13 protein-coding genes are annotated in these 12,311 nt (G+C 65.4%); 6 read left to right on the top strand and 7 right to left on the bottom strand.

The window, feature by feature from the left end; translation table 11 throughout:
* Positions 1–30: 30 nt before the first annotated feature.
* The gene (locus VPH47_RS18265) at positions 31–1,347 is read right to left on the bottom strand and encodes an NCS2 family permease (RefSeq protein ID WP_005408048.1); all 1,317 of its coding nucleotides are present in this window, start codon (positions 1,345–1,347) and stop codon (positions 31–33) included.
* A 100-nt stretch (positions 1,348–1,447) separates the two neighbouring features.
* Positions 1,448–3,112, bottom strand: coding sequence for an energy-dependent translational throttle protein EttA (gene ettA, locus VPH47_RS18260; RefSeq protein ID WP_014035954.1), 1,665 nt, complete (start codon positions 3,110–3,112; stop codon positions 1,448–1,450).
* A 253-nt stretch (positions 3,113–3,365) separates the two neighbouring features.
* Here ettA and VPH47_RS18255 point away from each other — a divergent pair, with 253 nt between their 5' ends.
* From VPH47_RS18255 to ribD, 6 genes are all read left to right on the top strand, one after another.
* Positions 3,366–3,839: an RcnB family protein gene (locus VPH47_RS18255; protein WP_110711025.1), complete on the top strand. Its 474-nt coding sequence runs from the start codon at positions 3,366–3,368 to the stop codon at positions 3,837–3,839.
* Positions 3,840–4,027: 188 nt separating this feature from the next.
* Positions 4,028–5,281, top strand: coding sequence for a serine hydroxymethyltransferase (glyA, locus tag VPH47_RS18250; protein ID WP_010481990.1), 1,254 nt, complete (start codon positions 4,028–4,030; stop codon positions 5,279–5,281).
* Positions 5,282–5,405: 124 nt separating this feature from the next.
* Positions 5,406–5,825, top strand: a complete 420-nt coding sequence (locus tag VPH47_RS18245) for a hypothetical protein (protein ID WP_153856276.1) — start codon at positions 5,406–5,408, stop codon at positions 5,823–5,825.
* A gap of 27 nt (positions 5,826–5,852) precedes the next feature.
* Entirely contained in the window at positions 5,853–6,302 is a 450-nt protein-coding gene (locus tag VPH47_RS18240; protein WP_180855250.1) for a hypothetical protein, read from the top strand.
* Positions 6,303–6,451: 149 nt separating this feature from the next.
* A complete protein-coding gene (nrdR, locus tag VPH47_RS18235; RefSeq protein ID WP_004143350.1) occupies positions 6,452–6,973 on the top strand; it encodes a transcriptional regulator NrdR in 522 nt (173 codons plus the stop codon).
* A gap of 131 nt (positions 6,974–7,104) precedes the next feature.
* Positions 7,105–8,190 (top strand): bifunctional diaminohydroxyphosphoribosylaminopyrimidine deaminase/5-amino-6-(5-phosphoribosylamino)uracil reductase RibD, encoded by a 1,086-nt coding sequence (gene ribD / locus VPH47_RS18230; protein ID WP_368851420.1) that lies wholly within the window; start codon positions 7,105–7,107, stop codon positions 8,188–8,190.
* A 35-nt stretch (positions 8,191–8,225) separates the two neighbouring features.
* Here ribD and VPH47_RS18225 read toward each other — a convergent pair whose 3' ends face one another.
* The 5 genes from VPH47_RS18225 to VPH47_RS18205 form a co-directional block, all read right to left on the bottom strand.
* Positions 8,226–8,660 (bottom strand): hypothetical protein, encoded by a 435-nt coding sequence (locus tag VPH47_RS18225; RefSeq protein ID WP_248859177.1) that lies wholly within the window; start codon positions 8,658–8,660, stop codon positions 8,226–8,228.
* 55 nt (positions 8,661–8,715) lie between these two features.
* Positions 8,716–9,627, bottom strand: a complete 912-nt coding sequence (locus tag VPH47_RS18220; RefSeq protein ID WP_368851419.1) for a hypothetical protein — start codon at positions 9,625–9,627, stop codon at positions 8,716–8,718.
* A 128-nt stretch (positions 9,628–9,755) separates the two neighbouring features.
* The gene (locus tag VPH47_RS18215; protein WP_110711029.1) at positions 9,756–10,640 is read right to left on the bottom strand and encodes a hypothetical protein; all 885 of its coding nucleotides are present in this window, start codon (positions 10,638–10,640) and stop codon (positions 9,756–9,758) included.
* Positions 10,641–10,789: 149 nt separating this feature from the next.
* The gene (locus VPH47_RS18210) at positions 10,790–11,551 is read right to left on the bottom strand and encodes an Imm52 family immunity protein (protein ID WP_368851418.1); all 762 of its coding nucleotides are present in this window, start codon (positions 11,549–11,551) and stop codon (positions 10,790–10,792) included.
* Entirely contained in the window at positions 11,548–12,303 is a 756-nt protein-coding gene (locus tag VPH47_RS18205; RefSeq protein ID WP_368851417.1) for a Tox-REase-5 domain-containing protein, read from the bottom strand. The genes VPH47_RS18210 and VPH47_RS18205 overlap by 4 nt, the downstream gene beginning before the upstream one ends.
* Positions 12,304–12,311 lie beyond the last annotated feature (8 nt).

Here is a 12,311-nt window from a genome sequence, read left to right as displayed (position 1 = left end):
TGCCGGCCGCTGGCCGGCATCACCTACCGCTTATTCCAGCGCGTAGCGCAGGGTGAACAGCACCGCCACCAGCCACACCGCCGGATGCACTTCGCGCCAGCGGCCGGTACCAGCCTTCAGCGCGGCGTAGGCGATGAAGCCAAACGCCAGGCCATTGGCGATGGAGTAGGTGAACGGCATCGCCAGCGCGCACAGTGCCGCCGGCACCGATTCGGTCAGGTCGCTCCAGTCCACTTCCACCAGTTCGCGCAGCATCAGGCCAGCCACGAACAGCAAGGCGGGTGCGGTGGCATAGCTGGGCACCATCGCCGCCAATGGCGAGAACAGCAGCGCGGCCAGGAACAGCGCCGACACCACCAGCGCGGTCAGGCCGGTACGGCCGCCCACCTGCACGCCCGAGGCGCTTTCAGCGAAGGCCGTGGTGCTGCTGGTGCCCAGCATCGAACCCGCCACGATGGCGGTGCTGTCGGCCAGCAGGGCGCGGCCGAAACGCTTCTGCGCGCCCGGCAGCTTCAGCAGGCCGGCGCGACCGACCACGCCGTACAGGGTGCCGGTGGCATCGAACACTTCCACCAGCACGAACACCAGCACCACCTGCAGCAGCACCGCGATCGGCGCACCGCCGTCGTGGTGCAGCAGGCCCGGCAGGTCCAGCTGCAGGAAGGTCGGTGCCAGGCTCGGCGGCAGCGAGACCAGGCCCTGGTACTGCACGTCGCCCAGTGCCCAGCCGGCGCCGGTTACCGCCAGGATGCCGATCAGGATCGCACCGCGGATGCGGCGCGCTTCCAGCACCGCGATCAGCAGGAAACCCGCCAGCGCCAGCAGCGGCGGCGCGGTGTTCAACGGGCCCAGCGCCACCAGCGTGTCTTCATTGCCGACGATCACGCCGGACTTCTGCAGCGCGATGATCGCCAGGAACAGGCCGATGCCGGCCACGATGGCCGAGCGCAGCGACGAAGGAATGCCCGACACCAGCCATGCACGCACGCCAGTCAGCGACAGCACCAGGAACACCAGGCCAGAGATGAACACCGCGCCCAGTGCCTGCTGCCACGGCAGGCCGGCAGCGCCGACCACGGTGAAGGCGAAGAACGCGTTCAGGCCCATGCCAGGCGCCATGCCGACCGGGAAGTTGGCGGCCAGCGCCATCACCGCCGAACCCAGTGCAGCAGCCAGGCAGGTGGCCACGAACACCGCGCCCGCATCCATGCCGGTGGTGCCGAGAATCTCGGGATTGACGAAGACGATGTAGGACATCGTCAGGAAGGTGGTGACACCGGCCAGCAGCTCGGTGCGCACGGTGGTGCCGTGCTGCTGCAGCTGGAACAGGCGCTCGAACAGGGACATGGGGTCGCTCATGGGTAGATGCCGGCCGCCGGCCGGCATGCATGGTCGGTACACATTGCAAAAGGAGAAAGGCCGCGCGAGCGCGGCCTTTCCTGTTGCCTTACTTCAGCGCCTTGAAGCGCAGGCGCTTCGGCGCAGCGTCATCGCCCATGCGGCGGCGCTTGTCTTCTTCGTACTCGCGGTAGTTGCCCTGGAAGAACTCCACGTGCGAGTCGCCTTCGAACGCCAGGATGTGGGTCGCGATGCGATCCAGGAACCAGCGGTCATGCGAAATGACGAAGGTGTTGCCCGGGAACTCCAGCAGCGCATCTTCCAGCGCACGCAGGGTTTCGATGTCCAGGTCGTTGGACGGTTCGTCGAGCAGCAGCACGTTGCCACCCTGCAGCAGGGTCTTGGCCATGTGCAGGCGGCCACGCTCACCACCGGACAGCGAACCGACCATCTTCTGCTGGTCCTGGCCCTTGAAGTTGAAGCGGCCGATGTAGGCGCGCGACTGGATCTCGATGCCGTTGATGTTGAGGATGTCCAGGCCGCCAGCGATTTCCTGGAAGACGTTGTGGTTGCCTTCCAGCGCGTCGCGGCTCTGGTCCACGTAGGACAGCTTCACGGTCGGGCCGACCACGATCTCGCCGGTGTCCGGCTTTTCCTGGCCGGTGATCATCTTGAACAGGGTCGACTTACCGGCACCGTTCGGGCCGATGATGCCGACGATGGCGCCGGCCGGCACCAGGAAGTTCAGGTTGTCGAACAGCAGGCGGTCGCCGAACTTCTTGGAGACGTTCTTGAACTCCATCACCGCGTTGCCCAGGCGCTCGCCCGGCGGGATGAAGATTTCATTGGTCTCGTTGCGCTTCTGGTAATCGACCGACTGCAGCTCTTCCAGGCGGGCCAGACGGGCCTTGCCCTTGGTGCGGCCGCCCTTGGCGTTCTGGCGCGACCACTCCAGTTCCTTCTGGATCGCCTTCTGGCGAGCCTTTTCCTGGTTGTCTTCCTGCTTCAGGCGCTCATCCTTCTGGGTCAGCCAGTCGGTGTAGTTGCCCTTCCACGGAATGCCGCGGCCGCGGTCCAGTTCCAGGATCCACTCGGCGGCGTTGTCCAGGAAGTAGCGATCATGGGTGACCGCCACCACGGTGCCGGTGTAGCGCGCCAGGAACTGTTCCAGCCATTCCACCGACTCGGCGTCGAGGTGGTTGGTCGGTTCGTCGAGCAGCAGCATGTCCGGCTTCTGCAGCAGCAGGCGGCACAGCGCCACGCGGCGCTTCTCACCACCGGACAGCTTGCCGACGATGGCATCCCACGGCGGCAGGCGCAGCGCATCGGCGGCCACGTCCAGCTGGTTTTCCAGGGTGTGCGCGTCGCCAGCGGCCAGGATCGCCTCCAGGCGTTCCTGCTCCTTGGCCAGCGCATCGAAGTCGGCGCCTTCCTCGGCGTAGGCCAGGTACACCGCGTCCAGCGCGGCCTGGGCCTGCAGCACTTCGCCCACGCCTTCCTCGACCGCTTCACGCACGGTCTTGGTCGGGTCCAGCTCCGGTTCCTGCGCCAGGTAGCCGACCTTGATGCCCGGCTGCGGGCGGGCTTCGCCCTCGAAATCGGTGTCCACGCCGGCCATGATCTTCAGCACGGTGGACTTGCCGGCGCCGTTCAGGCCCAGCAGGCCGATCTTCGCGCCCGGGAAGAAGGACAGCGAGATGTCCTTGATGATCTGCCGCTTGGGCGGGACCACCTTGGACACGCGGTTCATGGTGTAGATGTATTGCGAGGACATGCGGTCTCCGTAGGCGCGGCCCTGCACCCGACCCGTCACGGGAACATCCCGTTGCGGCAGCGGGCACAGACTGAAATGGAATACCGCCAATTATAGCCGGAACCGGTTCCGGGCCGCGCCTGGAAGGGGCTGCCGGGCTGGCCGCGGCCTGAATACCTCGTCACAGTCCTGCAGCGGGAAGCGTTTCCAGCCGGAAACGGTTCAGATCGGGTGCGCAATATGGGTTCACCACCCACCCATGCAGAGGTCTGACATGCGCATCAATCGAGTAATGGCCGGCGCCGTGGCCTCTGTGCTGGCGCTCGGCGCCGTGGCCCCGGCCTTCGCCGACAACGACCATCGCCGCGACCATGACCGCCGCGAGTGGCGCGAGGACCGCCGCGAGTGGCGCCAGGATCGCCGTGACTGGGAGCGCGACCGCCGCGAGGCCCGGCGCGACTACCGCCAGGATCGCCGCGAGTGGCACCGCGACCATGACCGCTATTACCGCCCGGCACCGCCGCGTGTGGTGTACCGCCCGGCCTATGGCCCGGGCTACGGCTGGAAGGTCGGCCATCGCTACCGCGACTACTACCGTGGCCCGGTCTACGTGGTGAACGACTACCCGCGCTACCACCTGCGCCGCCCGCCCTATGGCCACCAGTGGATCCGCGATGACCGCGGCAACATGCTGCTGGTGGCCATCGCCACCGGTGTGATCGCCCAGTACGTGCTCAGCAGCCGCTGAGGATCGCAGTCGGGGTCGGATCCCTTTGCAGCGCAAAGGGCTCTGCCCCCGCAACGCCACTCGAAACCATACGGGGCCGGATTCCTTCGGGGATGCCGGCCCCGTCCGTTTCGGCCCCGGCAGGCCCGGTGCGGGGCTACAATCGGGGGCTGAGCCGTACCCCTTTTCCCTGCCTGCTGGAGTACCCGATGTTCCCGCGTGACGTCCGCATCGAATCCTACGATCCCGAACTGGCCAAGGCCATCGCCGCTGAAACCCAGCGCCAGGAAGACCACGTCGAGCTGATCGCCAGCGAGAACTACACCAGCCCGGCGGTGATGGAAGCCCAGGGCAGCCAGCTGACCAACAAGTACGCCGAAGGCTACCCGGGCAAGCGCTACTACGGTGGCTGCGAATACGTGGACATCGCCGAGCAGCTGGCGATCGACCGCCTCAAGCAGCTGTTCGGCGCCGACTACGCCAACGTGCAGCCGCACAGCGGCTCGCAGGCCAACCAGGCCGTGTACTTCGCCCTGCTGCAGCCGGGTGACACCATCCTCGGCATGAGCCTGGCCCACGGCGGCCACCTCACCCACGGTGCCAAGGTCAATGCCTCGGGCAAGCTGTTCAACGCCGTGCAGTACGGTGTGAACGACCAGGGCCTGATCGATTACGACGAAGTCGAGCGCCTGGCCCTGGAGCACAAGCCGAAGATGGTCGTGGCCGGCTTCTCGGCCTACTCGCAGGTGATCGACTGGGCGCGCTTCCGCGCCATCGCCGACAAGGTCGGTGCCTACCTGTTCGTCGACATGGCCCACGTCGCCGGCCTGGTCGCCGCTGGCGTCTACCCGAGCCCGCTGGAACACGCGCACGTGGTCACCTCGACCACCCACAAGACCCTGCGCGGTCCGCGCGGCGGCATCATCGTCGCCAAGGGCGCCGACGAAGACCTGGTCAAGAAGCTGCAGTCGATCGTGTTCCCGGGCATCCAGGGCGGCCCGCTGATGCACGTCATCGCCGGCAAGGCCGTGGCCTTCAAGGAAGCGCTGGAACCGGGCTTCAAGGCCTACCAGCAGCAGGTGGTGAAGAACGCCCAGGCGATGGCCAACACGCTGATCGCGCGCGGCTACAAGATCGTCTCCGGTGGCACCCAGAACCACCTGATGCTGGTCGACATGATCGGCAAGGACGTGTCCGGCAAGGACGCGGAAGCCGCGCTGGGCAAGGCCCACATCACCGTCAACAAGAACTCGGTGCCGAACGATCCGCGTTCGCCGTTCGTGACCTCGGGCCTGCGCCTGGGCACCCCGGCGGTGACCACCCGCGGTTACGTCGAACAGGATTGCGTGGACCTGGCCAACTGGATCGCCGACGTGCTCGACGCACCGAACGATGACGCCGTCATCGCCCGCGTGCGTGATGCCGTCAGCGCGCAGTGCCGCAAGTACCCGGTCTACGGCTGATCGCAGCAGGGGTCAGAGCCCTTTCCTGACGGATAGGGATCCGACCCCGAAGCCCGGATCGAAGCAGGGGTCGGATCCCTTCCCGCAGGGAAGGGCTCTGACCCCGGTATCGGAGCAACCGCGCATGGATGAGCGCCACCTCAAGTACCTGTACACCGCGCTGGCGGTGCTGTTCGGCCTGCCCAGCCTGGCGATGGGCGGCGCGGCGGCGACGATGCTGCTGCTGATGGGGCTGGGCCAGTTCGGCCATGGCACCCTGGCCTCGGTGACGGTGATGCCGCTGTGGGGCCTGGCCGGCATTGCCGGCTGCCTGGCCTGGTTGTGGCTCAGCGCGGGTTTTCTGCTGCAGGGGCGTGCCGGGCTGCACGTGCACCGCCTCTGGTGGTGGATGCTGCTGGCGGGCGGTCTCGCCGCCTTGCCGCCGCTGGGGCTGGCGCTGTGGTGGGGCATCGCTGTGCACGGCGAAGGCATCGGCTTGTTGCTGTTGGGCCCGTCGATGCTGGTGCCGGCTGCGATGCTGGTGTGGATCAAACGCCGCGCATGATGCGGCCCAGGGAAGGAAACCGAACGCATGGATGAGCGTCTGCACAAACGCTGGATGGCCATTGCCGGCCTGTTGGTGGGCCTGCCCACGGTGGCCGCCGGAGGCACGGGTGCCGTGCTGGGTCTGATGGTCGTATGGGATGGCAAGTACCTGACGGGCGACGAGCACAGGATCCTGCTGTTGTGGTCGTCGGCCGGGATCATCGGCCTGCTGTCGTGGTTGTGGCTGAGCGGCCTGTTCCTGTGGCGCGGTGTTACCGGCCTGCGTCAATCGCCGGTTGTCGCCTGGATAGGCCTGGCGCTGGGAGGCCTGGCCGCGCTGGGCGTGGTCGCCGCCACGCTGTACTTCACCTTCAAGCGCGGGGAGATCTCGACCCTGGCCTTCCTCGGGTTCGGCCCGCCGCTGCTGGTGATGGCAGGGCATCTGGCGTGGCTGCGTTGGGCGCGCGCGGCCTCGGCGCCGCCGGCACCCGGTTGAACGCGCAGCGCTGACCGCGCTGGAGGCTCTGTTCGGCCGAAATGCAGGCACTTCCGCGCAGACAGCATTTGCTGCGGGGCCCTTTCTCAGGTACCTTTGCGACGCTGCCATGACCGTGGCAATAGGTACTTTCCTGAGCCAGGCGTTCCATGCACTGCCCCTTCTGCCAACATGCCGATACCCGGGTCATCGACTCGCGCGTCTCCGAAGACGGCGCGACGATCCGTCGTCGGCGTGAATGCGAAGCCTGTGGCGAGCGCTTCAGCACCATGGAAACGGTGGAGTTGAAACTGCCCGCCATCGTCAAGAGCGATGGCACACGTGAAGCATTCGACCAGCGCAAGGTCCGCGCTGGCTTCGACCGCGCGCTGCAGAAGCGTGCGGTGGCCGAAGACAAGATCGAAGCGGCGGTACGCGCCGTGGTCCATCAGCTGCGCATCAGCGGTGAGCGCGAAGTACCCTCGATCAAGGTCGGCGAGTTCGTCATGAACGAACTGCGCAAGCTCGACCATGTGGGCTACGTGCGCTTCGCGTCGGTCTACCGCAGCTTCGAGGACGTGGCCGATTTCCGCGAGGAGATCGAGAAGCTTGAACGCGATCTGCCGTCCAGTACCGAACAGCTGCAGCTGCTGGGCGACGTGATCGCCCTGACCAAGAAGAAGAAGGGCTGAAGCTCTGGTAGGTGCCAATCTTGGTTGGCACAGATATCTGCTCCGGTGGGTGCCCACCTTGGTTGGCACAGTGGCGCCCATCCACGCATGGCGTGGATCTACACCGCCACCAACGGCGCTACCATGGCCGCATGACCACCCCGTTCTCCGTTCTCGACCACCTGCACATGGCCAACGCACTGCGTCTGGCCGAGCGTGCCGCCTACACCACCCGCCCCAACCCGATGGTCGGCTGCGTGATCGCCCACGGCGAACGCGTGGTCGGGCAGGGCTGGCACCAGCGTGCCGGTGGACCGCACGCCGAAGTGTTCGCGCTGCGCGAGGCCGGAAGCGAGGCGCGCGGTGCCACCGCCTACGTCACCCTGGAGCCTTGTGCGCACTACGGGCGCACACCGCCGTGTGCGCTGGCCTTGATCGAAGCGGGTGTGTCGCGCGTCGTTGCCGCGATGCGCGATCCGTTCCCGAAGGTCGATGGTGGTGGCTTCGATCTGCTGCGCAATGCCGGCATCGAGGTTGCCGAAGGACTGATGGCGACGCAGGCACGTGAGCTCAACAAGGGCTTCCTGTCGCGTGTGGAGCGCAACCGGCCGTGGCTGCGGGTGAAGCTGGCGGCCAGCCTCGACGGTCGCACCGCGATGGCCGATGGTAGCTCCAAGTGGATCACCGGCCCGGCCGCGCGCGAAGACGTGCAGCACTGGCGCGCGTGCGCAGGTGCGATCCTGACCGGTGCCGATACCGTGCTGGCCGACGACCCGATGCTGACCGTGCGCCTGGCCGATACCGAGGTGATGCCGCCACTGCGCGTAGTGCTGGATTCGCGCCTGCGCTCACTGGAGTGCAGCCGTGTGCGCGAGGGTGGGGCACCGACGCTGTACCTGCACGAAGCTGCAGTGAGTGCACCGGATGCGGCCGACGCAGAATTTGCCAGCGTGCCCAGTGTTGACGGCCGTCTCGATCTTGGCGCGGTGCTGGCACTGCTGGCCGAGCGCGGCATCAACGAAGTGCATACCGAAGCCGGCGCGACGCTGGCCGGTGCCTTGCTGCGCGGCGGCTGGGTGGACGAACTGCTGCTGTATCAGGCGCCCACGCTGCTGGGCGACAACGGCCGCCCGCTGCTGGCCGGCCTCGGCATCGATGCCATGGACCAGCAGCATCGCCTGCGTGTGGTGGACCAGCGCCAGGTTGGTGAGGACATCAGGCTGCTGCTGCGCCCGTGAGGCAATGACGCGAAGCAGGGGCGACGCCCTTGTCGTCAGGCATCTTCGTCGTCTTCTTCACCGACCGGGCACTGGCCCTTCCACTGCTGCTTCCACAGGGCATGCAGGTTGCGGCAGTACGCGCCCAGTGCCTCGCCCGGCAGTTTCTTCGCCTTCAATCGCAGCTGGTGACGGGTAAAGCCGTCGTCGTACTCATGGGGCAACACCAACACGGCACACTGATCGTGATACATCAGGAACGCGTGGCAGTCGTCGTCTTCGCTCATCCACGCATCCAGCTGCCTGTCGCTCAGCAGGGTTGACTCGAAGGCAACCGCTGGGATGACCGAGAAGGTCGTAATCCTGGACTTGGGTACTTTGGCTTGCCCGCACGCCGTCAGCGCCAGCAGCGCCATCAGCATGACCGTGGTCGACGTCGTGCGGTGTTTCATGCGGTTGCCCCGATGGAAGAGGGCAACAGCATTGACCATGCGGGCCGCACAGGGCCATGCAACGGTTCTGAAAGTGCGTGCAGGTGGCCGCAGCCTACCGGCACTCAGGGGTCCAAAGTGCCTGCATTCTTGGGCGGAAGGCCACGCATTGCTGCAGCAGCTCCGCCTCGGGAATCTGCTGTCGTTGCTTGCTCAGGGTACTGGCCAGTTCACTCACCCCCTTGAGTTCCTGCGGCGCAATGCGCGCCATGCAGCGACGATGCCGCTGCACAAGATCGTCGCACTCCATGATGCCGGTCATCTGCGCAAGGGCATCATAGGTGCCGGTGCGATACAGGCCCCGCGGATGCGCGATGAGCGCTTCGATCAGGGCTTCATAGACGTCAGTTTCGACGCGGGCGTGTGAGAAATCATCGTTCGGATGTTTCGATTCTTCGCTGTGCCAATCGGGCTCCTGAGTGGTCGATACCACGCGCGTGGTGCCACCGATCTCGTGGAAGGGGCCGTCGCGCAACGTCGCGATGTAGGCTCCCCAGAAGCGCCGCTCGCTTTGCTCACCGCCATCGAAGACCGTGGCCTCGGACAGATACCGAAGACGCTCGACATCGCCCACGCGGCAGGTAAAGTGCACGTCGGCAACCTGCATGCCTCCGGTCAGGCTGTACCATTCCTCGCTTCGGTGCGGCTGGCACCGGGTGTTGGCCAGAACCTGCAGCGCCCAGGCAAGATGCGGTAAATCCACGCCATCGATCGGATCGACATGACGCTCGATGTTTCTCGTCCAGGTCGCCAGCAACACCGCCATTGGCGGAGCATCGACGGGCACATCGGTTGCACCCGTTTGGCCGGCCATGCGCTGCTGGACAAGCATCCGCAGTGCGAGGTCGTTGCGTTCCTGTATTGCCTGAAGATGGTGGGAAACGACGTCTTCCGGTGTCCTGGCGCGGGCAGTTACCGAAGGCAGGTGCATACCCAAGGCCAGCAGGTAGAAAAGAAGACGGTGCATGGTGATTCCATCCAGACGGGGCGGAGAGAATGCTCCCCGCCCCGTGGCCTGTCCATGCAACTAGTCCGAACGTGCGGTCTGGGTTCCGCCGGACATCGCTGATTCCGTAGCGTTCAGTTCCTACGTTCTCACGCGCACTCGTCGGTCCACATCATCTCCGCGATCGGGCGCAGTGCCTTGCACTCCTGCGTCATCTCATCGGCCGACTGCACCTGGGCTTTGGCCTTCAGTTCCTCGGCCATGGCGTCCACGCCGCTGATCTGGTCCGGTGCGATCTTCGCCACGCAGGCGCGATGCTGCTGCAGCAGCAGGTCGCAGCCCGGTACGCCGGTCACCTTCGGCGCGTTGGCCGCCTGCGCGTCCTGCATCCAGTCTTCGAACGGTGCCAGCGCGCCGGCCACGGTGCCCACCAGGTCATCGAAGTTGCCGCTGTACCAGTAGCCGTTGTCCTTGGCCGGGTACAGGGTGAAGGTGCCGCTGACCGGCGCGCGCGCGCCACTCTGCAGTGCCTGGGTATAGGCATCGGTGAACTGCTTGCGCGAGGCCGGGCTGGCATCGGCGGCCAGGCTGGCGGCGAACAGCGGGCGAACCTTGCCGAGGTCGGGCACCTGGCAGCTGAAGCTGATGCGCGCCAGCTTCTGGTCTTCAACGTATTCGTTGTCTTCGATCACGCTCTTGGTCGCGCGGCACTTCGAATCACGCAGCGCCTTGGCATACAGCGCTTCGGTGGTCGCAGCGTCGACCTTGGCGCCGGTGCTGGCCAGCACGGTCTGCCAGGGTTCGGCCAATGCCTTGGCCAGCGCACCCGGGTTCGGGGTCACAGCGTCCTGGCCTTCGAATGCCGGCTTCAGTGCGTCGTTGAGCGTGCGCGTGGCGGCCGCGTCGTCTTCCAGCAGCACGCGTGCGTACAGATCGAAGGCCTGCTCGGGCGTCAGTTGGGCTGGTGCAGCGCTGGTGAACAGCGGTGCGCACAGCAGGGCACTGCCCAGAAGGGTACGGAGGGGGGTCTTCATGACGTGGGTTCCTGGTCCAGAGGCGGGCAAGCCTAGCGCACTTTGCGTGCAGTCAGTACGCATCCATCCTGGCTTGGCAGAAGCGAATGGAGTCCGCTCATTCTTAAGGGGGATCGCCGGAAATGCCAGGCACCCCTACTGCCGCCGTCTCACTCAAGCAGCGACGTGTCGGTGACATCCAGCAGCCCCGCATTGGCCATGCGCAGTTCCACCTGATGCGCGCGCTTGATGTGGTCGGGATTGTGCAGGTCGAACGGTTCGTCCACGGCCACGATGATCGTACCTCTGCCGTTCACCACTTCCATCTTGGCCGCCTCCGGAATGAACCTGTGCGGCACCAGCACAGGGACGAAGCCCATCCAGCCCAGCCAGCGTCGGTGGGGGAAGAGCCTGTGGTTGAGGTAGTAGGTTTCATATCTCTTGCCGGTGGCCGCCGGGCAGACCACATCAGTGGCCATGAACGTGGTATCGATCGTTTCCGCGATGGCTGCTACACATCTGCAGATGGTCGGTGCCGCCTCTTCGGAACCGAACGCCTCAACGGGCCTGAGAACAGTCAAGGTCAGCTTGCCGCACCAAGGTGTGTAGTCGATCGACGTTCTGCCTGGCGTTTTCCATTCCCTGTTCGTCAGTGCGGTTGTAAGGCTGGTGCCCGCTCCGCTGGGTGCGGGACTACCTGGATACTCCTGCTGATCCTGTTCTGCATTGAAGGCAAGCATCTCAATGAAGCGCTCCTTATCCGCATAAGGAACCGGGCCGCTACCTCTGGAGTGCTCAACCCAGTCGCGAAGTCTCGGCTGAATCTCCTGTAGCCGTGCAATCAATGGTTGGATGCGTTGATAGGCGGCCATGGCATCAAGTGTCTCAGTTGGAATCTCGGCCTCTACTACGGCTCTGAACATTCGTGTCATGGCGAGTACCTGCAAATGGATGCGTTGGGTCTGAAGAGTTGGACTGCGGCCTCAAAGCACTCACGCTCAAGGAAATGCCATTCCAGCTTGGCGGGTGGACCCAGCCGCTCTACAAGAGCGTGTTGAGTTGTGAATTGCCTCAACCAGCTCTGCAGTATGTTTGGTCTGTTGCCCAGGTTTGCCCAGAGTTTCAGCTCCCCCTCCTCGTCGAAAAACTGCTTGTAGTGCCCCTTCGCTTCCACCACCGTGCATCGGCTCCGCCAGAAGCCATCAAAGCGGATGCCGCCGTGGTTCCACTCGGTAACGGTGATCTCGGTTTTGCCCTTGCCGGCCGTCAGTCTCAGGCGAGCGCGGTCCAGTCCGGTGCCGCCATAGGTGTAGGCGAACACTTCCGGGCCCGCCAGGTGATTGGCGATGCGCAGCTGGTAGTCGAAGTTGCGGTACTGTTTGAACGGAATCGTGTAGTTGGCGGGCACCAGGAAGCCCCGCGCCAGCTTGCAGGCATTGCAGTCGTTCTGGTTACTGGTCTGCGCGCAGTCTGTTTCGCTGGCTTCCACGCGCGGTTCAACCTTGGAATCGGCGCCGACGCCTGCGGCTTCCTTGATGCCGCGCCAGATCTGGCCAAGCGTAGGGCCACCGGCCGTGTCTCCCGGGATTCCGCCAGGCGCGTGCCCGGGAACATCCTGTGTAGGGTCCCAGCCACCCGGAATCGTCACCGGTGGCAGCGGTAGAGGTAGTGGAATGGCACCCATGGTCAGCT

Source organism: Stenotrophomonas sp. WED208 (assembly GCF_040984485.1).
Lineage (GTDB): Bacteria > Pseudomonadota > Gammaproteobacteria > Xanthomonadales > Xanthomonadaceae > Stenotrophomonas > Stenotrophomonas riyadhensis.
This window is presented reverse-complemented; position numbering and strand designations above follow the sequence as displayed.